Source organism: Pseudothermotoga lettingae TMO (assembly GCF_000017865.1).
Lineage (GTDB): Bacteria > Thermotogota > Thermotogae > Thermotogales > DSM-5069 > Pseudothermotoga_B > Pseudothermotoga_B elfii.
This window is the reverse complement of sequence record NC_009828.1, coordinates 1,602,264-1,627,121: the sequence shown is the minus strand read 5'-3', so window position 1 is coordinate 1,627,121 and position 24,858 is coordinate 1,602,264. Positions and strand designations below refer to the sequence as shown.

21 protein-coding genes and 2 tRNA genes are annotated in these 24,858 nt (G+C 38.7%); 17 read left to right on the top strand and 6 right to left on the bottom strand.

Annotation, left to right across the window (positions count from 1 at the left end):
* The first annotated feature begins 17 nt into the window (after positions 1-17).
* From TLET_RS07970 to TLET_RS07930, 9 genes are all read left to right on the top strand, one after another.
* On the top strand, positions 18-1,700 hold the full coding sequence (locus TLET_RS07970) for a glycoside hydrolase family 10 protein (RefSeq protein WP_012003583.1): 1,683 nt from the start codon (positions 18-20) through the stop codon (positions 1,698-1,700).
* A 54-nt stretch (positions 1,701-1,754) separates the two neighbouring features.
* Positions 1,755-2,516, top strand: coding sequence for a sugar isomerase domain-containing protein (locus TLET_RS07965; RefSeq protein ID WP_012003582.1), 762 nt, complete (start codon positions 1,755-1,757; stop codon positions 2,514-2,516).
* A 27-nt stretch (positions 2,517-2,543) separates the two neighbouring features.
* Positions 2,544-3,656 carry a glycoside hydrolase family 10 protein gene (locus TLET_RS07960; RefSeq protein WP_012003581.1) on the top strand — a complete coding sequence of 371 codons (1,113 nt, stop codon included), beginning with the start codon at positions 2,544-2,546 and terminating at the stop codon, positions 3,654-3,656.
* Between the two features lie 48 nt (positions 3,657-3,704).
* Complete coding sequence (locus TLET_RS07955; protein WP_012003580.1) at positions 3,705-4,976, top strand: ABC transporter substrate-binding protein; 1,272 nt, start codon at positions 3,705-3,707, stop codon at positions 4,974-4,976.
* Between the two features lie 79 nt (positions 4,977-5,055).
* Positions 5,056-5,937: a carbohydrate ABC transporter permease gene (locus TLET_RS07950; protein WP_012003579.1), complete on the top strand. Its 882-nt coding sequence runs from the start codon at positions 5,056-5,058 to the stop codon at positions 5,935-5,937.
* 11 nt (positions 5,938-5,948) lie between these two features.
* Positions 5,949-6,788: a carbohydrate ABC transporter permease gene (locus tag TLET_RS07945; RefSeq protein ID WP_012003578.1), complete on the top strand. Its 840-nt coding sequence runs from the start codon at positions 5,949-5,951 to the stop codon at positions 6,786-6,788.
* On the top strand, positions 6,785-7,906 hold the full coding sequence (locus TLET_RS07940) for a hypothetical protein (RefSeq protein ID WP_012003577.1): 1,122 nt from the start codon (positions 6,785-6,787) through the stop codon (positions 7,904-7,906). Before TLET_RS07945 ends, TLET_RS07940 begins: the two co-directional genes overlap by 4 nt.
* 19 nt (positions 7,907-7,925) lie before the next feature.
* On the top strand, positions 7,926-8,873 hold the full coding sequence (locus TLET_RS07935; protein ID WP_012003576.1) for an N-acetylglucosamine kinase: 948 nt from the start codon (positions 7,926-7,928) through the stop codon (positions 8,871-8,873).
* 49 nt (positions 8,874-8,922) lie between these two features.
* Positions 8,923-10,752, top strand: coding sequence for a beta-N-acetylhexosaminidase (locus TLET_RS07930; RefSeq protein WP_012003575.1), 1,830 nt, complete (start codon positions 8,923-8,925; stop codon positions 10,750-10,752).
* A gap of 65 nt (positions 10,753-10,817) precedes the next feature.
* Here the strand turns inward: TLET_RS07930 and TLET_RS07925 are convergent, their stop codons facing one another.
* From TLET_RS07925 to TLET_RS07910, 4 genes are all read right to left on the bottom strand, one after another.
* Complete coding sequence (locus TLET_RS07925) at positions 10,818-11,024, bottom strand: class II fructose-bisphosphate aldolase (RefSeq protein ID WP_041428445.1); 207 nt, start codon at positions 11,022-11,024, stop codon at positions 10,818-10,820.
* A 101-nt stretch (positions 11,025-11,125) separates the two neighbouring features.
* Positions 11,126-11,644, bottom strand: coding sequence for a hypothetical protein (locus TLET_RS07920; protein WP_012003574.1), 519 nt, complete (start codon positions 11,642-11,644; stop codon positions 11,126-11,128).
* A gap of 345 nt (positions 11,645-11,989) precedes the next feature.
* On the bottom strand, positions 11,990-13,258 hold the full coding sequence (locus TLET_RS07915; RefSeq protein WP_228369059.1) for an MFS transporter: 1,269 nt from the start codon (positions 13,256-13,258) through the stop codon (positions 11,990-11,992).
* A gap of 229 nt (positions 13,259-13,487) precedes the next feature.
* Positions 13,488-13,563 (bottom strand) — tRNA-Met (locus TLET_RS07910).
* A gap of 53 nt (positions 13,564-13,616) precedes the next feature.
* Here TLET_RS07910 and TLET_RS10970 point away from each other — a divergent pair.
* From TLET_RS10970 to TLET_RS07900, 3 genes are read left to right on the top strand one after another with little or no spacing between them, the layout of a single operon-like run.
* Positions 13,617-13,802, top strand: a complete 186-nt coding sequence (locus TLET_RS10970; RefSeq protein ID WP_187146388.1) for a hypothetical protein — start codon at positions 13,617-13,619, stop codon at positions 13,800-13,802.
* Positions 13,803-13,838: 36 nt separating this feature from the next.
* Positions 13,839-15,284, top strand: coding sequence for a TldD/PmbA family protein (locus tag TLET_RS07905; RefSeq protein ID WP_012003571.1), 1,446 nt, complete (start codon positions 13,839-13,841; stop codon positions 15,282-15,284).
* Positions 15,281-16,612, top strand: a complete 1,332-nt coding sequence (locus TLET_RS07900; protein ID WP_012003570.1) for a TldD/PmbA family protein — start codon at positions 15,281-15,283, stop codon at positions 16,610-16,612. The genes TLET_RS07905 and TLET_RS07900 overlap by 4 nt, the downstream gene beginning before the upstream one ends.
* Positions 16,613-16,637: 25 nt before the next feature.
* Here the strand turns inward: TLET_RS07900 and TLET_RS07895 are convergent, their stop codons facing one another.
* Complete coding sequence (locus TLET_RS07895) at positions 16,638-18,386, bottom strand: NAD+ synthase (RefSeq protein WP_012003569.1); 1,749 nt, start codon at positions 18,384-18,386, stop codon at positions 16,638-16,640.
* Positions 18,387-18,519: 133 nt separating this feature from the next.
* Here TLET_RS07895 and TLET_RS07890 point away from each other — a divergent pair.
* The 5 genes from TLET_RS07890 to TLET_RS07870 all read left to right on the top strand — a co-directional run bounded on the left by TLET_RS07890 (position 18,520) and on the right by TLET_RS07870 (position 23,629).
* Positions 18,520-18,595: transfer RNA gene (locus TLET_RS07890), tRNA-Thr, on the top strand.
* A gap of 26 nt (positions 18,596-18,621) precedes the next feature.
* Positions 18,622-19,965 (top strand): tRNA lysidine(34) synthetase TilS, encoded by a 1,344-nt coding sequence (gene tilS / locus TLET_RS07885; protein ID WP_012003568.1) that lies wholly within the window; start codon positions 18,622-18,624, stop codon positions 19,963-19,965.
* Positions 19,962-21,842 carry an ATP-dependent zinc metalloprotease FtsH gene (ftsH, locus tag TLET_RS07880; protein ID WP_012003567.1) on the top strand — a complete coding sequence of 627 codons (1,881 nt, stop codon included), beginning with the start codon at positions 19,962-19,964 and terminating at the stop codon, positions 21,840-21,842. Before tilS ends, ftsH begins: the two co-directional genes overlap by 4 nt.
* Positions 21,799-22,200, top strand: coding sequence for a thioesterase family protein (locus TLET_RS07875; RefSeq protein WP_012003566.1), 402 nt, complete (start codon positions 21,799-21,801; stop codon positions 22,198-22,200). The genes ftsH and TLET_RS07875 overlap by 44 nt, the downstream gene beginning before the upstream one ends.
* The gene (locus TLET_RS07870; protein WP_012003565.1) at positions 22,184-23,629 is read left to right on the top strand and encodes a B12-binding domain-containing radical SAM protein; all 1,446 of its coding nucleotides are present in this window, start codon (positions 22,184-22,186) and stop codon (positions 23,627-23,629) included. The genes TLET_RS07875 and TLET_RS07870 overlap by 17 nt, the downstream gene beginning before the upstream one ends.
* 287 nt (positions 23,630-23,916) lie before the next feature.
* Here TLET_RS07870 and TLET_RS07865 read toward each other — a convergent pair whose 3' ends face one another.
* On the bottom strand, positions 23,917-24,771 hold the full coding sequence (locus TLET_RS07865; protein WP_012003564.1) for a BadF/BadG/BcrA/BcrD ATPase family protein: 855 nt from the start codon (positions 24,769-24,771) through the stop codon (positions 23,917-23,919).
* Positions 24,772-24,858 lie beyond the last annotated feature (87 nt).

The window sequence follows — 24,858 nt, the reverse complement described above, 5'->3', positions numbered from 1 at the left end:
TTGGTGGGAGGGATAGTATGAAGAAGGGTCTAATATTGATTGCTGTGGGGTTATCGGCATTTGTATTAACTGGTTGTTTTGTAATTGCTAATAATAAGCTTCAAGAAACATTTGCAAGTGATGATGTATTGATGTTAGCAGAAACTATAGCTGAACAAGTTGACATGTATCAGAGGTTACCAGAAGCATGTGAAAAGGTATGGCAAGCCAAAGGAAAGGTTCCAAACAGTATAAATCTAAACGATGCATCGTATGCTATGGCCAAATATACAGTTGAATTGCTTAATTCTAACAAGAGACCAAGTGGTGTGCCATATATTCAAACCGCTTTGCCATCGAATTTTGAAGCTGGAGATTTTGAACTTGAAAGTACATCATCAACGTGTACAATGTCGGATTTCCGTACTGCCCTATCATGGTTTGCAAGCGAAATTGAGAAAAATAAAATCTTGCCGAGTGTTGTTCCAATAAACATTAATGGATCACAAAGGAAAATATCAATTGATGTTTTTATCGCAACAGTGTCAAAAATTTTGAAGGAATTTTCTGATACTGGGAAATTGCCAAACGATGTAATTCTATCAAAAGCCTTGTTACCCTTTTCATGGCCTGCCAAGATAAAGGCAGTATGGGTCTGGGGAAGCACACTTGCTAATCTTGGAGTTGAAAATACTCTACAGCAGCTTAAAGAGATCGGTTTCACTGACATATTACTCCTTGTTAAGGGAACCTCTGGTACAGTTAATTGGCCATCTCAAATCGCGTTGGGTTTTTCGTCAGACACAACTGTTCTGCCCAGAGCATCGAAATTTTGTAGAACAAGCGGCTTAAGGTTACACGTGTGGTTTGTCTGCAACCAAGATCAGACATTCACCTCAACTTATCCAGAGAGCAAGATGTACGGAATTCCAAAAACAGTGGATGGGGATCCTCAAAGAGCAGGAAAAACTGTAGATTTTGTTGGTTTTGATGAATACAGAGAATATATGGAATCACTCATACGCGAGGTCATGGAGGATTATAAGCCAGATGGACTGCACTTTGATTACATAAGATACCCAACAGGTGCTTGGGGTTGGGGGCCAGCGGAAATCCAAACAGCTATGGAAAATGGTCTTACTGAGTTGGATATTCAGTACCTCAAGAATTTAGCCATTCAAACATGGGGAACAAATGGCGATAACCAGTCTTTCATAAATGCATATATTAGTGGGGATGCAACGGTTACAAAATGGGTTGAGATAAGATCAAAAATAGTCCAGAAATTTCTTCAAGATCTGTCCAGTTGTGCCAAACAAGTAAAATCAGACGTAATAATCAGTGCTGCTTTAATGCCAGAACCCGCAAGTCTTGATAGTACTGAGAAAGCCTTTGGATTAGTTCACTACGGTCAGAATTATGCGATTTTTTCAGATGATTGCGAAATGATCGTACCCATGGCTTATCACAGAGATTATGGTAAGGATTCGTCCTGGATTACGGAAGAGATCTTCACTGGAGCAAGGCAACAGATTCAAGCAAATACCAAACTTGTTTTAGGACTTCAAGGTTATTCTCCAGTAACAGGGGATGAACTTGCACAAATTATCAATGATTGTATTGACAAAAATGCCGAAGGTATATGTGTTTTCAGGGCGGGGACAATTCTCAATACTGAAATAGAAGAAGCACTTAGAAATACTTTCAAAGAATTCAAGTGAGATTGCTGTACCACAGAATGTGTTCATTCATTAAGTACAAGGAGGGAATTTTTTGTGACAAATGAATTTTCCAAACGCAATACCATGAATTTAATTAATCAATATTACCAAAAGATCAATGCCAGTCTTAAACAAATTATTGAAAAAGAAACAAATAAGATCGAAATTCTTGCAGAAAAAGCGTACGGAGCAATAAGATCCAATGGACTCATCTATGCTTTTGGTACTGGACATTCTCACATACTTGTGGAAGAAATTTTCTATCGTGCTGGTGGAATAGCACCAGTATATCCTGTATTGATTGGTTCACTAATGCTTCATGAAAGAGCTGTATTGAGCTCAAAACTTGAAAGAATAGATGGTATTGGAGAAGCAATAGCTTCTGATTTACCTATTTCTTCTCGTGATGTAGTCATCGTGTTTTCCAATTCTGGTTCTAATTCAGTCGCTGTGACATTTGCTGAAAGTACCAAGAAAATAGGTGCATACGTGGCAGCAGTCACATCCGTTGAACATTCAAAGAACGTGACTGCGAGAAACGAACTAGGCAAAAAATTGTATGAAGTTGCTGATTTAACCATTGACAATCATGTTCCATATGGAGACGCATCTTTGAAAATGAACAATATTACCGTTGGACCACTTTCAACGATATGTGGCGCATTCATCATAGATTCCGTTATGGCCGAGATTGTCAAACTTTTTGAAAAAGATGGAATAGAGCCTCCTGTATTTCTCAGCGCGAATGTACCACAAGGAGATGAAGTAAATGCATTATTGGTGGAGAAGTATAGAAAATACATCCCAATGCTTTGAGTTAGATTTTCAGAAGGTGTATTGAGTATGAGTGAAAATCTTCAAGATTACGTAAAAGGCATCTGGTCCTGGAGTTCATCATTATCGGAGTATGGTGTGGAAAAAGCTGTCAAAGAATTGAAAGAGATGGGCTTTACAGACTTATTCATTCTTGCAAAAGGAACTACAGGGACGGTATATTGGCCTTCTAAAATTGCCATAAGCGTTTCAAAGAATAATGCGGTCTTGCCAAAAGCTTCAGAAATATGCAAAAAGTTGAACATAAGACTCCATGCTTGGTTTATTGTGTCACAAGATAAATCTTATCTCAAGTTAAACCCCAGCTCTGGTATGTGGGGGATACCACTTGAAGAGCTGTCTCATGAATATAGATTGGGCGAACACACTTGTTTCAGAGTATCCACGTCCGTAGTAGATTTCACTGATCAGAATTACAGGGAATATTTCTTTTCTCTGATCAAAGAAATTGTAAGTAATTACGAACCTGAAGGGATTCATTTAGATTACATAAGATATCCCAATGGCGCATGGGGATGGGGACCTTCCCAGATTCACAGATTGCGTATCTTTGATTTAGATGGTGAAAAACTTCTTAAAAAAGCAATTCAAACTTGGGGCAGAAACGGTGATGGTCGAAGCTTCTTAGACGCATTTGAACATGGAGATCCTGACGTCATCAAATGGGTAGAGTTAAGGGTTGATGATGTCAAAGACTTCACACAAGCGACATCGCAATTAATCAAGAATATGAGAGATTCTATCATATTTAGTGCAGCTCTTATTCCAGAAGGAGGTGATCCAAACCCAAGTGAAAGGAATTTTGCATCAATACATTGTGGACAAAGATATCAAGATTTCGCAGAATTATGTGATCTCATGTTACCCATGGCTTATCATCAAGATTTTAACAGATCAAATTCATGGATCGAAGACATAACTAAGGCAACTCACAAGATAGCTATGGGTAAATCAAGAGTAGTGATTGGAATTCAAGCACACAACAATATAAGAACACATGAGGTTGTTGAAGCAATTAAAATTGCACAGAATTCTGGAGCAGATGGTGTATGCATTTTTGCATTTCATGAAGTATTCAAAAACGAAGAAATGAGACTTTTCTTAAGCAGATGCATGAATTGAAAAAGGATTTCTGAGTTATTTGCCAAAAGGCAGAAGGGAGGTTTTGTTATGAGAAAGCTTTTTGTTTTATCGGTAGTGTTCCTGACCTTAACGATCTGTTTAGCAACCGAAGTGACGTTTTGGTTTGCCGGGGGAGACCCACAACTCGACCTTCCGGTCGTAAAAAAACATATAAAGGCATTTGAGGAAGCTACAGGTATTAAAGTTAACTTGGTGGTAATTCCCTGGGCAGAAGATCCACATACAAAACTCGATGTTGCGATAATGTCAGGTAAAGCACCAGATCTGGCGAAAGTAGGGTCACCACGTGAGCATGCATTAGCTTGGTCGAAATCAATTGAACCCCTTGAGAAATATTTGCCAAAAGATTTTCTAAAAGCTTTCCCGGAATCGGTTCTTTTAGGAAGTACTTACAAAATGAATAAACCAGAGGAAATGAGTGGAAAAATTGTGGGTATTCCGTATTTTTGCCATACACGTGTTATTTTCTACAGAAAAGATATTCTTGCAGAGAGAGGTTTACCAGAACCATCATCTAACTGGACCTGGAACGATTTTCTTGAATATGCAAAGCGCTTGACCTTTGATAGAGACAACGATGGACAAATTGATGTGTATGGTTTTGGGGCATCTGCTCAGTATGCATATCAATTGATGATTTGGGTATGGCAAGCTGGTGGACACATGATAAATGAGAATGGCGCCCCAGCTATTACAACTGACGCATTTCGGAAAGGTGCAAAATTTTTTGTAGATTTGTTCAAAACATACAAAGTTGTTCAACCAGGAGCTGTGAACGCTAACCTGGCTGATGTTCGTCGACAGCTTGTAGCTGGTCAGATAGCAATGTACATCGATACAGGTGATGCAGGGACGGCTTTGAGAAAAGAACTTGGTGATAAGATCGGTGCTGTTGTATTACCGACGAACCCAGAGACTGGTAAAAAAACTTCTTATTACGGCGCCGATGTGTTTGTCATACCCTCATCCGCAAAGCACAAAGAAGAAGCAGCAAAACTTTTAATGTGGTTGTGCAGTAAAGAAAATATGCTGGAATATTGTAATGTTGCGGGATTTATTCCTTCAAGGCTAGATTCTGCTGAATTGTACGTTGCCGGTGACAAAATAATGAAAGCTTTTGATGAACAGATGTCCGATTCAAGACCATGGGTTGAACATCCAGAATATTCTGCTTTCACAAGAATAATAAGAGCAGCAATCCAAGATGTACTTTCCGACAAAATATCGTTAGAAAGCGGATTGGAAAGGGCACAAAAAGAACTTGAGTCACATTTGAAAGATAAAGGTTACACTTGGTGAAAAATCGAGGGAAGGCTTCGGCCTTCTCTTGTTTTGATTAGTACAAGCCTGTTGGAAAGCCTATGAGGTGATAATAGAAATGAGAAAAAAATTGAGAGAAAATCTGATCGCTTATACTTTTTGTGCACCTGCATATATTGTTTTTACTGTTTTTCTCTTTATCCCCATTGTATGGGTGGTAATTTTGAGCTTCAAAGAATTCAGTATAATAACATTTAATTCTGCGGAATTTGTTGGATTGAAAAATTATACTAAATTGTTGAAAGATCAAATATTTCTCAGATCTATTCTTAATACTCTGTGCTTCACGGTTTTATATGTTCCTGGTAACACCATACTGGGACTCGCCTTTGCTCTTTTGCTGAACAAACCATTTAAAGGTAGAAATTTCTTCAGACTTGCTTTGTTTATTCCAAATATTATTTCAATGGTAGTTGTGAGTATAATCTGGTCACTGATCTTTTCTTCAAGCACAACAGGTATAGCAAACAGGCTGTTGATGATGTTACATATGAAGCCTATAGAATGGTTAAGTGATTACAGATATGCCTTGATTGCTGTCGGAATAGTTCTCATCTGGAGCGGATTTGGATACAGAATGCTCATCTTTCTGGCAGGACTTCAAAATATTCCAGATGAACTCTATGAAGCAGCAGCATTGGACGGTGCTTCGAAGTGGCAGATCACATTTAAAGTAACTTTACCTCTCTTGAGGCCGACTACTTTTTTTGTGATTACAACCTCACTGATAAGCTCTTTTCAAGTCTTCACACCCATTTACATAATGACGGGTGGAGGACCGGGATATTCAACAACGACAATAGTTAACTATCTGTACACAAAAGGATTTAGCGAATTTCAAATGGGTTATGCATCAGCAATCAGTGTTATATTACTCATTATCATCATGGTATTAACATTCATTCAAAGAAAAATCGGTAGGGAAGATCTTATTTTTTAGGAGTGAAATCTATGAAAAAACAAAATCAATGGACATTGTTGATCAAGTACATTTTTGTTATACCTGCATGCGCCTTTACACTTTTACCACTCTTGTGGGTAGTTGTAAGATCTGTAGAACCAGATACAGGCATAGAATCTTATTCATTCATGCCAAGAGCAATCACTTTTGATAATTACAGTGCAGCATGGAACTATCCAAGGGTGATAGATGAAAATGTTACCCTTGGCACTATGCTTTTGAACAGCTTATTTGTAGCGATAACAGTGACAATTGTGAGTATCTTATTTGATTCCATGGCTGGATATGCTCTGGCACGGAAAAATTTTTTTGGGAAAAAGGTACTTTTTTGGCTGGCTTTGTCAACACTCATGATACCATTCTATGCTATTGCAATACCGATGTACATAATAGTCATCCGCATGGGCATGTATGACTCACTGGCATCACTTATAATCCCTTTCACGGCAAGTGGATTTGGCGTATTCATGTTCAGACAGGCTTTTCTATCTATTCCGCTTGATTTTGAACAAGCAGCCAGAGTTGACGGTGCAAATGATTTCTTCATTTATTGGAGAATCATGTTGCCAATGGTGAAACCAACCATTGCAACTATGATAGTTTTCAAAGTTCTGTGGTCGTGGGGTCAATTCTTCTGGCCACTTCTGGTGATACAAGATTACTCGAAGATGCCAATCAATTTAGGGCTTGCCATGTTTAGAGGTCACAATATTACAAGATGGGGTCTATTGTGTGCAGGAATGATTGTAGCAACTATACCGATTTTGATCGTTTTCTTGATGTGTCAAAAATGGTATGTGGAAGGGTTGAGTGGTGGTTTAAAGGGATGAAAAGATCATTAGGGTGTGATCATATGATAAAAGTCGGCATTTCAAGCATGGATCTTTCTTTCCCAAAAGGGTTGGAAATGGCTGGTTATATCCTTAGAAAAGGAGTTTCTGCTGGTTATCATGATCCATTACAATTATTCTGTATTTATTTAAACAAGAATGAAACTGAAATAGCAATATTAATATTCGATTTACTCACAGTTCCAAAGGCATTCCCAAAACAAATAGATGGTATAAGACTTATACCTGTTGCTACTCATACACATTCCGGACCAAAACCAAGTCTTGTCAAGGATATTCTTGAATCATCAGCAAGGGAGGCCTTAGTCAAGGCAAAGCAAAATTCGGCTAACCTGAACGAATTGATTGTAAAACAATCCGAGATATCCGGCATTTGTGATTTTAGAAACAAACAGAATAGTACGAAAGTACCTGCCAATTTAATTGAATTTAAAACTGTGAGACAAAGATTCTCAATAACATTATTTTCTTGTCATCCTACTGTTCTTGGCCCAGAAAATTTACTATATTCGAGTGACATAGCTGGAGCAATAAGAAGAAAATTGCAGATGAAAGATGGATACCCAGTTGTTTTTCTTAATTCTTGTTGTGGCGATTTGAGTACACACAAAACAAGAAAGGAAAGATCATTTGCAGAAATTGAGAGATTATCAGACATCTTTCTTGAACAATATACCCCATATGTTGTGTATCAAACCTGCGTACCAGAAAGACTCTCAATGAAAGAGATTGATTTTGAGGTAGAAAGCGTCGAAAAGGATATCGGAGGAGTCTCATTAAATAAAAGAGATTTACCAGGTGTAATGTTACTTGAGCAACGTGGTCGACTATCAAAAAGGGAAAGGACCACAATATCTTTTCTCATGATTGATTCACTTAAATTTATTTTCGTTCCTTTCGAACTATTTTTTGGATTCTGCAATCTCGTTTCGTCAATAGCTAAATTTGCCTTTATAGTATGTTATGCGAATTCTCCTGCTTCATACGTAGTACCAAAGAATGTGAAAAGTGGTTATGAATGGTTAGCATCTCCTTATGCAGACAATACTGAGGACAAATTATTATCTTTAATATCTTGCGAATTGATGCGTCTGTAAAATATCAGGAGGTATAAAAATGAGATTTCTCGGAATAGATGCTGGTGGAACTAAAACTCGACTAGCCTTATGTGATGAAAACGGGATAATAATCTCTTCCGTTTCAGGAGGACCAGGAAACCATCTCGACATAGGAATCGAAAAATTGAAAGAAACTATATTAGAATGTTTGAAAGCTATGGGACAAGATCCAGTCGAAATAGATGCAGGCGTTCTTGGGTTGTCTGGTGCAGGTTTCTCCAAAAAAAGCTGCGATAGATTATGTGAACTGATGAAGTCAGTTATATCCGCAAGAAAACTCATGGTTGTGAATGATTGTTTAATTGCCTTAATGGGAGCATTGGGACATAACAAAAAATCCGGTGCAATAATTGTTGCTGGCACTGGTTCTATGATCATTGGTACAGATGAAAATGGTAATATTTTTAGAACAGGAGGATGGGGACACGTAGTAGGTGATACATGGGGCGCTTATGGGATAGCTTTTGAGGCCGTTAAAGAAGTAATGAGATATTGGGAAAACAGAGGTGAATTTACTAACCTTGTACATCATGTAGAGAGAGTCCTAAATTTTCATTGTGTGGATGATGTATTGAGATATTTCTATGTTGACAGGCATCCCAAGAGTCATTTTGCTTCTTTTGCACCGTTTGTTCTGAAATGTGCTCGTGAAAATGATCATGTAGCCAGAATGATTATACAAAGGAGTATCAAAGAACTCATAAATGCTATTAAACCCGTTTTGAAATCCATTCACAGTGATTTTTTATCTTATACCGGAGGACTTTTCGAAGAACCATATTTTTTCAATCTTGTACAGGAATCTGTGAAAAAAAACTTTGGCATTTCACTTCAAGAGCCATATCTCCCTCCTGTTGGCGGAGCGTTGGTGATGGCAATAAAGCTAATATCTTCAGTCAAAAATGAGGTTGTACAGAATTTGAGAGATCAGTTTAGGAACAATTAAATCACGCATAAATTTGAATACTTGTATGCGAAGGAAAGGAGATTGGGATATGTTACCTCGTCTGAAGAGAATCACTATACTAAACGACATTTTTGAAATTCCCGTTGAAGGTAAGATTTTCACCTTGCCAGAATCCTTTAAACTTGCTGTGTCTTTAAAAAACGAGCTGGCCAGATATGGAAAAAGATTCTCACTCACGGGTTTCAATGATAAATCTACAACGATAAGAATCATTTTGAATTCAAACCTGGTATCACATTCACAGGGTTATAAAATCAAAATAACACCCGCTGGTATTGTTTTAATGGCAAAAACGACTCAGGGTATCTTCTACAGCTTACAATCTCTAATTCAAATGATGAGAGAGTACGAATGCAGAATACCTACGATGATCATAGAAGATGAACCAGACTTCGAAAATCGCGGATTTATGCTAGATATAAGCAGGGATAGAATACCAAATATGGACACATTAAAAAAAATAATAAACACATTGTCTGAACTCAAATACAACCAGTTTCAACTCTACACAGAGCACACATTTGCTTACAATAATCATGAATTGGTTTGGAAGGATTATACACCACTCACCTCAGAAGAAGTGCAAGAACTCAATGATTATTGTAGAGAAAGATTCATCGAACTTGTCCCAAATCAAAACTCGTTTGGGCATCTTGGTAAATGGCTTAAACACAATCAATACAGATACCTTGCAGAATGTCCAGATGGCTTCATAACTCCTTGGGGAGAAAAGTACGGACCGTTTTCTCTCTCTCCGGCCGTACCAGAAACACTGAACTTCTTGAGTGAACTGTTTGACGAACTTCTTCCTAACTTTACAAGTACCAAGGTCAATATTGGAGCCGACGAAACGTACGATCTTGGCTTGGGAAAATCAAAAGAGTTGTGTGAAAAATATGGAAAAGGAAGGGTATATCTCGATTTTCTGCTAAAAATCTACCAGATATTAAATAAACGCGGGAAGACTATGATGTTTTGGGGGGATATTATAAAAAAATATCCTGAACTTGTTGAACAGCTACCGGATGACGTTATTGCTCTATTGTGGGGATACGAAGCTGATCATCCCTATAGCGAAGAATGCAAATTATTTGCAACTAAGGGTGTTACGTTTTATGTTTGCCCAGGTACTTCTACCTGGGATTCTTTCACCGGTAGGAGCGATAATGCTCTTGCAAATATCAAAAACGCCCTGGCAAATGGCCAAAAGTACAACTCTATTGGTTTTTTATTAACAGACTGGGGTGACAATGGTCACCATCAACATTTGCCATTCTCTATGATAAGTCTTGGTTATGCAGCACCACTTGGTTGGAATCTATCGGAGAATTTGACAAATGATGAATTACTGAAAGAAGTTAACACTCATGTGTTCAAGACAAAGTTTCCCATAGCAGAATCTGTCTACAATCTTGGTACAATTTACAATCACATAAAACTCAAACTACACAATGCAAGCCCATATTTTATATCGCTTGTATTTCCACACAGAATATCAAAATACTTGAGCGAAATTGATGATGAAGATGTCAAAAATACCGAAGATGCAATACAAATTGCAAACACAATTATTCACAATTTATCTGAATTTATGATAAAAGTAGAATCTGAATCTGAAAAACTCACCATTTTGCAGATCATGAACAATGCTGAAATGTTGGTTTTGGGGATGGAGTTATTGATACTTATAAAGCAGAATGAAAATATCTCGCTAATACCAGAGGAGAGAAAGACTCATCTGAAGCAAAAATTGGAACAAATAACTGAACAGTATAGAACTCTCTGGTCTACCTTAAACAGGGAAGGTGGTTTAAATTACAGTGTAGAAAAACTGTCTCAAATATCAAAATATCTTTGAGTGCTCCATGTTATACTTATGTAAAAATAAACACTGAAAAGTCCTGACCAGAGCTCAATAATATCTCATACTCTTTGATTACTGTTAAGCAACTTTATTTTATGCTTAACCATTTCGGTCACGGCGCAGGACGCATCTCTTAAGAGTGCAATTTGATCTTTTAGTTTTGGCTTGTTTTGTAATATTTCTCTTATTTTCTCTATGTAAACTGTTTTCAAAACTGTACCTATGTTTATCTTTCCAAATCTCATTTTGCTGATCTTTGGCGCCATGCTACTCGACTTATTTGCAAAGGCAAAGTTGATCGTACCAGAAGATGTTCCAGTAATGCCAGTGAGTTTGTAAAATAAAAGCGGGCTTAATGCCCGCTTTTTTATCCCGGTATATCGTACCAGTAAGTTGCGTAAAATCCAAATGGTGTGTTATCCCACCATGTAATGCCTGCGATTGCTCTTTTCATTGTCTTGAGAGTCTGGGTGAATATATATCCATCGAATCTTTGGTCATCTTGTTGATTGTTTGGTGTATTTGCAAAATCAACAAAGAAAACTACTCGGTGGCCGAGGTTAGTTTTCTTTCCAGTATAACCAGGGCCTGTCATACCAGAGATATTGTCCTGAGGATTGCGAAGAATAGTATAAGTAAGATTATATTTACTTTTGTTTTCATCTTCTATATATCCTTTTCCATCTTTTTGAAATACCAAGGTTCCTTCCCAACCATCCCAGAAAATTTTCCAGACAGAACCATAACGGCCAAGTAAATCGCTCTCTTGAACAGTGGTTGGCAGTTGCGGAATAAAAGGGATATTTGGTTTGATTGGCTGAAGTTGTGTCTGTGCGAAAATTAAGGTGCTGAACAAAACAAGTGTTATCACAAAAACTTTACCCATACCTACCGCCCCCTTCAATTGGATGATTCATTATACAACAAAGACCATTAGAAAAAAATTAAATATTATTATGAAGCCATTCAATGAGGAGGCTTACGACGGATTAGACCTATCCCAATGTACGGTTCTATGGTATTTACCAGGACCTGGTAGGCGCCTTCCATAATATAATATACGGAAGTGTCAAAATTAAAAAATATCAAAAAAGCCTGTCAGAACAGTATTTTTTAAGAGAAAATATGAATAATCCTTGTCAGAGAAGAAAGATTGTAAAGTGCAAAAATTCATAAGGTAGAAACTATCTTCTAAAGCCAATTTCGGCGCTTTTTTCTATTTTGAAACGATTCATTTGCTTTTTCTCCAGATATTCGTCCAGCTTCTCATCCACGGAATGATTGCTGTTGTGAAAGATTCTCGTACCAGCTCAAAGAAAGGAACTTTTCTTGCTGATCCAAGATCTGCTTTGGACATTGTATATGCTGCGAGAATCCGGAGGCAAAATGAGATAAACATAGTCAACCTGATGGAGGTGACATTTAGATAGAAGACCTTAAAGCCAAAATTTGAAAGAGAAGACACGATAATTCCAGAGATCAGAGAACCAAGCGTCAGAGCAATGTTAGAAAAACTGTTGAAAATGGAAAATGCCTCAGTTCTTAGATCAGCTGGCGCGATGTACATTAATGTATAAAAAATAAGCTGACTTGAACCAGCAGTTACGAAAATGCCGATAAATATTTGCAGCAAGAATACATAAAGAAAAGATTTTGGAGTCAGACCCCAGAAAAGAATCAAAAAAGCCTGAACCCAGATGCACATTTTCAGAAAATTTTGAAAACCGTATTTGTCACCTGCTTTTCCCCAGAATGGTTGAAACAGCGTGCCGATAAACATTGCAACAGCATTCAAAATACTTACCTGAAGGTAACTAAATTGAATTTCTTTGAGCAGCATAACATTTATATAGACTGAACCAAAGCCAACAGCAAAATACCAGATAGCAAAGCTCAGCATGAGATTTTTGAATTGCTTATTATGCATAAGGAGTTTAAATGAGGTCACAGGGCCAATAGAACTTTCTCGAATTCTGTATACAGGTTCATGCTGAATTTTCAGAAGATATCCGTTCAGAAAACCTGCCAGACCGGCAAGTAAAAATAGAACACTGAATCCTTTTGTATTTTCTCCCAGCGCGTCCAGAACAATACCAGCTATAAACATTGCTGGTATCTGTACTACTCCGAGAACAAAATTTCTGAGCCCAAAATAACTGCCTATAGAGTGCTTAGGTACGAGATCAGCCATCCAACTCTGCCAGAGCGGTGAAGATATTGCACCTGCTATCTGGATGTACATGTACATGGCGTAAGAAAGAAATAAACCTCCTTTGAGAATAGGGAAAAGTGCAAAAGTTGCTATACCAGTCCTTGCAATCCACATTAAGGGAACGATCAATTGTTTTCTTGAGTTTAACCTGTGGGCAAAAAGAAGAGGAAGTATTTGAAGAGCGCTTGCAAGTGAAGGAATAGAGCCGAACAAACCTATCAAAAATGGAGAAGCTCCCATCCATAGAAAATAACCGGTCAGGTAAACTCCACCAAAAAGCTGATTTATAAAAACTGCTAAGGTCCCTTCGAAAATAGAGATTCTCAGAGCCAGGTTGATTTTCTCTTTATCATTATCATTTGTTTGAGATGGATTACTTGGCTCTGGATCGATAGACTCTCTGCTCGTTGAGTTTAACCTCCCTGTTTCTTTTCAACACAGAAGATATTTTATAATGACGTGTTAACTTTACAAAAATCGAAATTAATGGTAAAATAAAAGGGAGCCGAAGCTCCCGTGGTGGGCTCGGGTGGACTCGAACCACCGACCGCCCGGTTATGAGCCGGGCGCTCTACCAGTTGAGCTACGAGCCCACAACCACTGTTCATTATACATCCAGCCCTTAAAGGTGTCAAGGGCTTTTAGGATGGTGATTGCCTTGGAGACCAACGTAATGAAGCTTGACCCGGTTAGAAAACTTCTGAAGCGTTATCCCAGAATTGTAGTAATTAAAGCAGCTCTGATGGTTCTCAAATCGGGCCAGAAGGTTGATGCAAAAAGTATAGAAGAAGCAATAAGCGTTATAATGAAAGCGGAAAAGAGCAGGGAATAAATCCCTGCTCTTCAGTTTACGGAGGGAGGTTAGATTGTGCAAGAAAAACTACAGAAAATTCTGCAATATCTCACAAACAAGGGGGCGAGATATGCGGATGCAAGGTATGAAGAGCATCTTCAGCAGGAAATTTTTGTTGAAAATGGAACTCTGAAAACATTGACTAACAATTTCAGCGCAGGAACAGGTTTTAAAGCACTACTAAAAAACGGATGGGGATTCGCTGCTACTGATGAGCGAGGAGATTCTGCGCTCGAGCGAATAGCGGATGAAGCTTTGGAAATAGCCGAAGCTTCGAACAAACGCGCTAATAAAGAGGTAAAGCTTGCCGAGGAACCTGTGCACAAAGATAAATTTAGATCTCCTTATGAAAAAGATCCTTTTGAAATTTCTGAAAAAGAGAAAATTGAACTTCTCAGGCATGCCACCTTAAAAGCGAAAGAAATTGAAGGCGTGATTAGGGCGACGGGATCAATGTTTTTCAAGAAGATCAGGAAATTGTTCGTGAGTAGCGAAGGTTCTGTAATTGAACAGGAGATAGTTATTTCCGGAGCAGGTATCTCTGCCCAGGCAATAGGCGAAGGAGGTTTTCAAGCAAGGTCGTATCCAACAAGCTTTGGTGGAGATCATTCAACAAAAGGCTGGGAGTTTATACAGAAAATGAATTTGATTGAACATGCACCAAAGATTGCCCGTGAAGCTGTCGAACTTGTGAGTGCGCCGGAGATAGAGCCGGGAGAATATGACGTGGTGATCAGCGGAAATCAGCTTGCTCTGCAAGTACATGAATCCTGTGGCCATCCTGTAGAGCTTGACAGAGTCATGGGTTCAGAGCTGAGTTTTGCTGGCGGGAGTTTTCTGAGCCTTGAGAAATTGAATAAACTGAGGTATGGTAGTGATTATGTCACAATTACTGCTGATGCAACTATTCCAGGTGGACTTGGTAGTTTCGGTTATGATGATGAGGGTGTTGAAGCACAGAAATCATATATAGTGAAAAATGGGCTTTTTGTTGGTTATTTGATGGATAGACAAACTGCGGCAGAGATAGGATTGAGATCTAACGGTGCAGCAAGAGCTGATAGCTGGTCTCATTTACCTATAATAAGGATGACAAATATAAATCTGATGCCAGGAAAATACACGCTGGAAGAACTCATTTCCGGTATTGATTATGGATTTCTGCTGGATACAAACAAAAGCTGGTCGATAGATGATCTGAGATTGAATTTTCAATTTGCTACAGAAATTGCCTATGAAATAAAATCGGGTAAGCTTACCGGGAGAATTTTCAAAAATCCAGTATATTACGATATAACGCCGCAGTTCTGGAATAAATGCGACGGAGTGGCCAATGAGGATTTTTGGCACGTTTGGGGTGTACCAAATTGTGGTAAAGGTCAACCAATGCAGGTTATGCATGTTGGCCATGGAACATCGCCTGCAAGATTTAGAAAAATAAAGGTAGGTGTTCGAAAATGAGAGGAGAAAATTTTTACAGAAATTTCTTTAGATTGATGAATGAACATTTTGTCGATATTAAATTTCTTGCTGTCATTTCGAATGTCGAGTCGGCTCTGACCAGATTTGCAAACAGTAGAATCCATCAGAATGTTTTTGAAAGAAAGAATAATGTGAGCGTCCTTGCCACAAAAGATAATAAAGTTGCGATTGCCACAAGCAACGATTTAACCACATCAGGCTTGAGATCTATCAAAGAAAAACTTCAAGGAATGCTTGAAAGTTCAACGCCTCTGGATTATCAATTTAAGCTTCCGGAGCCAACGATAGGTTATCCATTAGACAATGTTACAGAAGATGCAAAAAACTTTTCTCCCGAAATGCGGGCTTCTATCTTTGATAAAATTCTTCATGCTTGCGGTGAAGATATTCAAGCTTTTGGCTATGTGAGTGACAATGTAACGGAAAATTCGGTCATATCTTCGAATGGGATGTTTATCTATCATGCTTACTCAAGTTTTAGTTTTAATTTTGTAGCTGTAAAAGATTCTGCTAGTGGATACGTTTCTTCTTCGGCAAAAAATATTGCCGATCTCGATGTTGAAAAAAAGGCTCAGAGAGCGGTTGAGTTTGCAAAGATGTCTGGTGAATCCATTGAGATTGAACCAGGGCTTTATACGGTTATACTTGGCCCTGAAGCGGTGGCTGATCTTTTCTTTTATTTCTCCTATGTGTGCACAAATGGGTATATGCACGAACTTAAAATGAGTCCATCAACAAGATTTCTGGGGCAGAAGATTGGTCCAGATGATTTGAATGTTTACGATGATCCTTTTCATCCTGTACAAATACCATTTGCGTATGATCTGTGTGGCAAAAAGAGAGAAAAGACACCTGTTATTGAAAATGGTATTTTCAAGAATGTGTTTTATTCACATGGGGCTGCTCTGAGATTCGGCAAAAGCCCTACAGGGCACACGATTTCACTTGAAGATATGGATTTTGCCATGCCAGTTAATCTTGTTGTTGAGGGTGGTAACAATTCGCTGGAAGATATGATTGCGCAAACGAAAGAAGGAATATACATAAACAGATTCCATTATATGAACGTTGTGGATCCGTATGAAGCCATGTTCACTGGAATGACAAGAGATGGGACATTCCTCATAGAAAATGGGCAGCTTACCAGGGCTGTTAAAAACATGAGATTTAACGTCAAATTCTTTGAGTTTACTCAAAACATTGAGGCAATATCAAAGCAAATAGAATCAACAAGCGGGGAGTATTTCCCGGCAGTTGCTCCTTTCATGAAAGTAAGAAATTTCAACTTTACTTCCAAAACGGCTTAAAACAATAGGGCGACCTCTGTCGCCCTTATTTGTCCTCCCATTCGCGGAACTGGTTTGTTATCGGTAATCGCCGGTCTTTTCCAAAAGCTCTGTAAGTTATTTTTGGTCCGGGTGCTAATTGCCTTCGTTTGTATTCACTGCTGTCGACCATCCAGGCTACCTTTCTCACAGTCGTCTCGTCATATCCTGCTGGTACAATTTCCGAAACACTTCGATCGTCTTCAACATACGCTTTTAAGATTGAATCAAGCAGCGGATATGGTGGCAATTTGTCCTGATCCACCTGCCCAAATCTGAGTTCAGCGCTTGGCGGTTTTTCAAAAACTCTTTGCGGAATAATTTCTTTCTGGGCTTTCTGATTAACATATTCAGATAACTCGTAAACAAGAGTTTTATAAACATCTTTTAAAACCGCAAAACCCCCTGCTGTATCTCCATAGAGCGTGCAGTAGCCTGTGCTGCTTTCACTTTTGTTACCAGTTGTCAATACAAGCCATCCAAATTTGTTGGATAATGCCATCAATATTACACCTCGAATGCGAGCTTGTATATTCTCTTCGGCCACATCGAAAGGTAAATCACCGAAAACTGGCTTCAAGGATTTCAGGAAAGTTTCGTAAATTTCATTTATGGGTATAACAAGATAGCGTATGTTAAGGTTTTTTGCAAGAAGCTCGGCATCCTCGAGGCTGTGTGTGGATGAATATGGACCCGGCATAGAAACGCCTGTAACATGATCTGGCCCCAGGGCATCAACAGCTATACAACAAGTTAGAGCGCTGTCAATGCCTCCGCTTAAACCAATCACAACATTTTTTATGCCATTTTTTTTGAGATAGTCTCTGGTTCCAAGGACCAGAGCGTGATAAACTTCAGCAACTCTTGGTAAGGGATTCTCGATGCGGCTTTTGATATCAGGTTTATTTTCAATCGGTTCAAATGGTATATTTACTATGTTGAGTTTGGCAATTTCTTGAGACCAAACGCGCTTGTCCTGTCTCCTTCTTGGATCATGGAGCCTTGATCTTTCGATACCAACCAGATCGATATCACCGATTAAGAAATCTTCCTCAAATTGCTTTGCCCTTGATATGATTTCTCCCTGTTCATTTACTATTAAGCTTGCTCCATCGAAAATAAGTTCATCCTGTCCACCAACAAGGTTGACATATGCGATAGCAGCAAGGTTATCATTGGCACGCACAGCAAGCATTCTTTCTTTCCAAGAAAGTTTTCCAGAATGATATGGTGAAGATGAAATATTCAACAACAGATGAGCATCACCAAGCAGGGCCTCTATTCGAGCTGGTCCACCCGGATACCATATATCTTCGCAGATGGTCACGCCGATGCGAGCATTGCAAAAAGATATCACTAAAGCTTTGTCACCATGTTGAAAATACCGGAATTCGTCGAAAACACCATAATTTGGTAGATAATTTTTTCGATATACTGCAACAATACTACCATTATTAAGCACAGCAGCGGCGTTAAAAATATCGCTGTTTTCATCTACAAAGCCTACGACGGCTATCATGGATTTTGGAACGTACTTTGCTATTTTTTCCAGTGCTTTTTTGTTCTGATCTATGAAATGTCTTTTGAAAAGTAAGTCTTCTGGTGGATAACCTGTTATGACAAGCTCGGGGAAGGCAACAACATCTACTGAAAATTGCTGAGCCAGTTCGAGTTTTTCAAGGATTTTCTCAACATTTCCCTCTATATCACCCACAGTAGAGTTGATCTGAGCCAATCCAACCCTCAAGGTATTCATTATTTCACCTCCGTCTTTATTAAGAGTATATATCAACAACATCTTTTCGTTCAGTACATTATTTCTGGAGTGAAAGATCAATACTTGATTTTTTGGCACTGTGTTTGTATAATGTCATTGTGGAAATTGGCGAGCCAGCGTAGCTCAACCGGCAGAGCGGCGCATTCGTAATGCGTAGGTTGGGGGTTCGAGTCCCTTCGCTGGCTCCAGATATCTGGATTTAGAAGGTGCTGTCGTGCCTCTCGATGAATTTGAATTTAGTGTGTTGAAGACCATTCAGACTCATCATCTGATCTTTCCCGGCCACAAAGTATTGGTTGCCCTCTCTGGCGGAATGGATTCGATGAGCCTCCTGAACATCTTACTGAAACTTCGACAAAAGCTCAACTGCGAAATATTCGCAGCTCATTTGAACCATATGATAAGAGAAAACGCTATCAGAGATGAGCAATTTGTTTATTCTTATTGTAAAAAAGCAGGAGTTAAAATCTTTGTTGAACGCTTTGATGTGCCAAAATTTTGTGCAGATAGGAAAATAGGAATCGAAGAGGGGGCAAGAGCTGCGAGATATACGTTCTTAAACAGGATTGCCCATGAAAATGGGATAGATTTGATTGCGCTGGCGCATAATTTGAATGATCTGGTTGAAACTATTCTCTACAGAATTGTTCGAGGTACGGGCCTGTCTGGAATTGTGTGTATGAAACTTAAAGATGAAAACAAAATAAGACCACTTTTATATTTTAAAAGGGAGCAAATAGAGGCATACATAAAGAGAAACAATATTCCATATGTGCAAGATGAAACCAATTTTAACCTCAAATACAGTAGAAATTATATAAGACACCGCATTGTTCCAGCTTTAAAGTTGCTTAACAGCGATCTTGAAAATGCATTTTCACAGGTGCATTTTTCTGGTATGATGCTCGAAAATCATGTGAAAAGGCTTATCAAAAAGTATTCTGAGAGAATATTCAGATGTGGAAAGCGAATAATTTTCGACTCAAAAGATATGGATGAATTCGAGATAATTGAACTGGTGAAATATTGTGCTGGTCAAATGAATGTTGATTTGAACTACAGGCAAATACAGCTTGTAGTTTCCAAGCTTAATGAAAATTCGTGGAGTATTGATTTATCTGAAGATATAGCGATTAAAAAAGGTTTCGATTTTTTCAGCATTGAAAAAAAGTGCAAATTTATGAATATCTTGAAAGTAGGCAAACCAGGTGTTTACAAATTCAATGACTGGACTTTTGAGCTTTCCAGTGAGGTAAAATCAAATGAGTATGTTTTTATTCATGATCAAGGAGGTGTCTGTATCAGGAAAAGAAAAGCTGGTGAAAAAATAGCAGGTGTAAAAATGAAAGATATGATGATTGATTCGAAAATCCCTGCATTTTTGAGAGATGAAATGCCAGTTGTGTGTACTATAGATCGAATAATCTGGGTTCCATATGTATACGTAGACAGATGCTTCAAAGAAAGGAAAGAAGATTCTCTTGTTTTAAATTTGCTGCAAAATCCATACAGTTGTATACTTGAATTGAGAAAGGACGAAAGGAGGAAAATGGTTTGAATGGAAATCGACCAAATTATATATCTTTGATATTTGCTGCACTTGTTATCCTGTCATTATTTTGGCTGGTTCGATCTTTTTATTTTGACACATCAGCACCTTCAAAGATGAGCTTCAGCGATTTTATTCAGATGGCTTATGAAGAACCAACCAGAATAGCAGAAGTTGTTGTGAGAGACGATGGAATACTCAGAGTAACGACAAAAAGAGGAGAATATTATGAAATATACGCACCGTGGTTTATGCAGGATTCAGAAACCATAAAAGTTCTCAGTGAAAAGGGTGTGAGAGTAACTGGTGAAAAGGGTGTGAGCAGTTCTTTCTGGGTGAATGTTATAGGAAATGTCATATTCATAGGTTTTCTTCTGTTTATGTTCTTCTTCATGATGAGAACTATTTCGGGCAGAAACAATCAGGCTTTCACCTTCACGAAAAGCAGGGCTCAGATGAACAGACCTGGTCAGGCACGTGTAACTTTCAAAGATGTAGCCGGGGTAGATGAAGCGGTTGAAGAATTGAAGGAAACAGTTTTGTTTCTGAAAGATCCGGGTAGATTTTCAAAAATTGGCGCCCGAATGCCAAAGGGAATTTTGCTTGTTGGGCCCCCTGGTACCGGAAAAACTCTACTTGCAAGGGCAGTTGCCGGTGAAGCAAATGTACCGTTTTTTCACATAAGTGGTTCTGATTTTGTCGAATTATTCGTCGGTGTTGGCGCTGCACGCGTGAGGGATCTGTTCAACCAGGCAAAAGCAAATGCTCCCTGCATAGTTTTTATAGACGAAATAGATGCAGTTGGTAGACACAGGGGCGCTGGACTTGGCGGAGGACATGATGAGAGGGAACAAACTCTTAACCAGCTTTTAGTTGAAATGGATGGCTTTGATGTTCGGCAGGGTATAGTAGTTATGGCTGCGACAAACAGACCGGATATACTCGATCCGGCTTTGCTCAGACCTGGGAGATTCGATAAGAAAGTTGTGCTTGATACTCCGGATGTCAGAGGAAGAGAAGAGATTCTGAAAATTCACGCGAGAAATAAACCTATTGCTGAAGATGTGGATATAAGAGTTCTTGCACAGAGAACAACAGGTTTTGTGGGAGCAGATCTTGAGAATCTGGTTAACGAAGCAGCTTTGCTCGCAGCAAGAAATGGAAGAGATAAAATAAAGATGGAGGATTTTGAAGAGGCAATAGATAGAGTTATCGCTGGTCCAGCGAGAAAATCTCGGGTTATAAGTCCCAGAGAAAAAAGGATAGTTGCTTACCACGAAGTTGGTCATGCAATTGTTTCGAGCTTGTTGCCGAATGCTGATCCAGTCCATAGAATATCTATCATTCCTAGGGGTTATCGTGCTCTGGGTTATACACTTCAATTACCGGCTGAAGATCGATATCTTGTTACTAAGCAGGAGTTGCTTGATCAGATAACAGGTTTACTTGGTGGCCGAGCTGCGGAGGAATTGATCTTTCAAGAGGTCACAACTGGAGCAGCTTCAGATATTGAAAGAGCGACAGAACTCGCAAGAAGAATGGTTTGCCAATTTGGCATGAGTGATAAACTTGGTCCGCTTTCATGGGGAAAGACCGAACAGGAAATATTTCTTGGAAAAGAACTGACAAGGATGCGCAATTATAGTGAAGAAGTTGCAAGTGAGATAGATGAGGAAGTTAGAAAAATTGTTACGGAAAGCTACGATAGAGCCAAGGAGATACTCACAAAATATCATAAACAACTTGATGAGCTGGTAGAGCTCTTACTTGAAAGAGAAGTGCTTGAAGGTGAAGAATTGAGAAAAATCCTCAAAACTGAACTTGGCGAGGAGATGGTGAACCATGACAAACTTAGAGCTGCTGCGGGGTCAGAGCAAGACAGTTGAAAGAGTTGTTGACGAATCCTGCCTGTGGAATGAAGATCAGGAGATGGCAATGTTTTCTTATGCCAGTACTTCTGGACTTAGTGCTTTAGTGTTTCATGTTGCTTATGAAATGATTCAACCATTTCTCGATGAAAACGAGGTGTCTGTTGTTATAGCTGCAGATGTAAGACATATTTCACCAGTTCACGTCTCAGAACGACTTGCAGTTGGCGTGAAAGTGATTGACATACAGGATAACAGAATAAAGATGCGGGGAGTTATTATGAAAGGTGAATCAAAGGTCCTGGAAATGGAGTTTGTCAGAGCAGTTGTGTCAAGAAACTACCTCAGGAGGATTTCTATTGAGAAGACCACGTGATAGTAAATCTTTTCGCGAGTTTGACATTGTCAGAAAGTTTAAACTGAGTGAAAAGAATGTTGAAAAAATTGATTTGAAGGGCGACCTGAGGGTTGCCCTAATTTTTCCAAATTCGTATAATGTCCTGTCTTCAAGTCTCGGATTTAACATAGTTTGGAAACTGTTCAATAAAATTGAAAATGTTAGATGTGAAAGATTCTTTTATCATGATGATTTCGTTAAATTCTATTCTATAGATTCTCTGACACCACTCGACGAGTTTCCAATATGGGCTTTTGCGGTGAACTTTGAAAACGATTTGTTGAATATTATTTCAATCCTTAAAAAGAAATCTGTTCCAATACGAAATATAGATAGAAGACCATTTGACCCTCTGGTAGTTTTTGGTGGCGCTTTGACATATACGAAACTCCCTGTGTTTGATATTATTGCAGATGTGATTCTTCACGGTGATTTTGAACCAATGGTTGAAAATTTGGACTCAGTTCTCGAATATATTTCACGCGAAAAATTGGTTGAGAAAATGGCTGAGCTTCATTTTGCATCTGTGCCTGTTTTAAGAAAAAAGGAGTCAGAAATCTCAAAAATAAGCGATTTGAATCTTACCATTCCAGCCAGTCCGATTATTTTCTCGCACGGAGAATTCAAAAATAGATTGCTCATCGAAATAGAACGTGGATGTGTATGGAATTGTAATTTTTGCATGATGGGCGCTTTGAGAAAGCCGGCAAGGTTTCTTAATATAGAAACTTTAAAGAGGCTAATCATGCATACAGAAACCTGTTCTGTCGGATTGATTGCATCAAATGTGACAGATTACCCGTGGCTCGAAGAAATGTTATCTTGGCTCGAAAAAAATAGTATAAAAGTGTCTGTTTCTTCTCTAAGGCTTGACAGATTGAGTAAGCGATTCGTCAGTTTCTTGAAGCGCAGTCAACATGCTTTCACGATTGCTCCGGAATCTGCAAGTGAAAAGATAAGGAAAATTCTTGGAAAGAACTTCACTGACCAGCAGATAGAAAGCGCATTAGTAGTAGCTTCCGAGGCTGGTTTCAGAGAAGTTAAAATGTATTTCATGTATGGATTTGACGAGGAAGAAGAGTCTGATTTGAAGAAAATCGGATGGTTCGTCAGGAAAGCAAAGCGCATGGGCTACAGAGTAAAAATCTCTGCAAATCCATTTATCCCAAAGCGTGGAACATTTATGCAGAACAGAAAAATGCAGGATTTGAGAGTTCTAAAAGAGAAAGAGAAAATAATAAAAAATACTGTTCAACATGATGCCTCTGTTGTTTTTGAAAACATTGATCTTTCTTTTATTCAGTATACAATAAACAGTGCTGAAGGAGATATGTTGCATGAATTGATCCAGAACTTTGAAAACGGCGAAAAATTGAAATTCATAGTGCAAAAGCTGGCGTTCAAATAATATTTGCTTACAATTTTGAATTGATATCAAAAAATTTCACTGACAAAGATTTTCACAGCTTTACCATCCACCTAAGGAGGTGGAGGTTTCCTGTTTCACTGGCCAGGCTTGCTACCAGGGCTGTGTTTCCAATTGTAGAGGTCCAATCTCTACAGGCGTGAATGGGCTATTCCTGCCCTGCTTTTATTGTATACCGAACCAGATATTCATCAACTGCTATTCATCCTCACAGAAGATGGAGATGAACTGCAGAATCTTTGTTGAAATTTTTCAGAACATATATTGAATTAATAGCTTCCCAGTAAAAAATGAGACTTGACGGCGAGTAGCAAATCGATATCTCTTTCGATTTTGCGGGTTTCTATATTTTTAAAATGATCAGCAAAATTTTGATAGAAGTAATCCATACTGAACATGCCTCCATGTACATAAAGCTTTTTGGAATTCACTTTTGAGATTATGTGGAAGGTCCTTTTGGCGAGGACCTCTATTTCTTCTTCTATGATTTTTTTTGATAGCGGAGTTAGCTTCATGTGCTTTGTGAAAGAGGCTATTTTTTGCTTGAAATCATTGTATCTTTGAAGCTCCACAAGATCTTCTATTTTTTTTGCTCCGTAGAAACTCAATAGTTGATCAAAAATTGGATCGTAATCTATGAGCTCGTCTCTGTAATTCAACGCCTGTCTAATCAACTTGCAAACTATACTGAATCCTCCTCCTTCGTCATCAAACAAATGTCCCCATCCTCCTGCCCTGAAGATATTTTTACTGCTGTCTATTCCCATGACAATTGATCCTGTACCAGCTATGACTACGGTTACAGGCTTCCCTTCGTAACATGCCCAGAGGGCTGCTTCAGCATCTGTGAAGATCCTTATTTTAGCATTGGGAAAGCATTTATTCAAAACCGCAAGCAGGATTTTTTTTCTTTCCTCACTTCCAGCGCCAGAAAATGCTGCCCTTATCTCGTCAACCTCTCCTGACCAGCCTGCAACTTCTGCTATAGTTTCCTCAAGTTGCTTTTCTGAAATTGCAGAAAGGTTCGTTCCTTTGCTGAAAGTAGCTCTTTGAAGAACCTCTCCATTTCTCACGAGGGTCACCTTTAAAGTTGTTCCTCCGCCTTCGATCGAAAGTATTTTCATGTTATCTCCTCCATTTGATTATTTCTTTCTTCTGTGATATTATACCTTCTGGGAAAATTAGTATTATTATCAATACATTATTTCTGG

Coding starts and splice junctions, on each gene's coding strand:
- TLET_RS10970 (WP_187146388.1), top strand. CDS start 13,617: ATGGTGATTGCCTTGGAGACCAACGTAATGAAGCTTGACCCGGTTAGA.
- TLET_RS07970 (WP_012003583.1), top strand. CDS start 18: ATGAAGAAGGGTCTAATATTGATTGCTGTGGGGTTATCGGCATTTGTA.
- TLET_RS07895 (WP_012003569.1), bottom strand. CDS start 18,386: ATGAATACCTTGAGGGTTGGATTGGCTCAGATCAACTCTACTGTGGGT.
- TLET_RS07930 (WP_012003575.1), top strand. CDS start 8,923: ATGTTACCTCGTCTGAAGAGAATCACTATACTAAACGACATTTTTGAA.
- TLET_RS07865 (WP_012003564.1), bottom strand. CDS start 24,771: ATGAAAATACTTTCGATCGAAGGCGGAGGAACAACTTTAAAGGTGACC.
- TLET_RS07960 (WP_012003581.1), top strand. CDS start 2,544: ATGAGTGAAAATCTTCAAGATTACGTAAAAGGCATCTGGTCCTGGAGT.
- TLET_RS07920 (WP_012003574.1), bottom strand. CDS start 11,644: ATGGGTAAAGTTTTTGTGATAACACTTGTTTTGTTCAGCACCTTAATT.
- TLET_RS07900 (WP_012003570.1), top strand. CDS start 15,281: ATGAGAGGAGAAAATTTTTACAGAAATTTCTTTAGATTGATGAATGAA.
- TLET_RS07940 (WP_012003577.1), top strand. CDS start 6,785: ATGAAAAGATCATTAGGGTGTGATCATATGATAAAAGTCGGCATTTCA.
- TLET_RS07945 (WP_012003578.1), top strand. CDS start 5,949: ATGAAAAAACAAAATCAATGGACATTGTTGATCAAGTACATTTTTGTT.
- TLET_RS07955 (WP_012003580.1), top strand. CDS start 3,705: ATGAGAAAGCTTTTTGTTTTATCGGTAGTGTTCCTGACCTTAACGATC.
- TLET_RS07925 (WP_041428445.1), bottom strand. CDS start 11,024: ATGGCGCCAAAGATCAGCAAAATGAGATTTGGAAAGATAAACATAGGT.
- TLET_RS07875 (WP_012003566.1), top strand. CDS start 21,799: ATGACAAACTTAGAGCTGCTGCGGGGTCAGAGCAAGACAGTTGAAAGA.
- TLET_RS07935 (WP_012003576.1), top strand. CDS start 7,926: ATGAGATTTCTCGGAATAGATGCTGGTGGAACTAAAACTCGACTAGCC.
- TLET_RS07950 (WP_012003579.1), top strand. CDS start 5,056: ATGAGAAAAAAATTGAGAGAAAATCTGATCGCTTATACTTTTTGTGCA.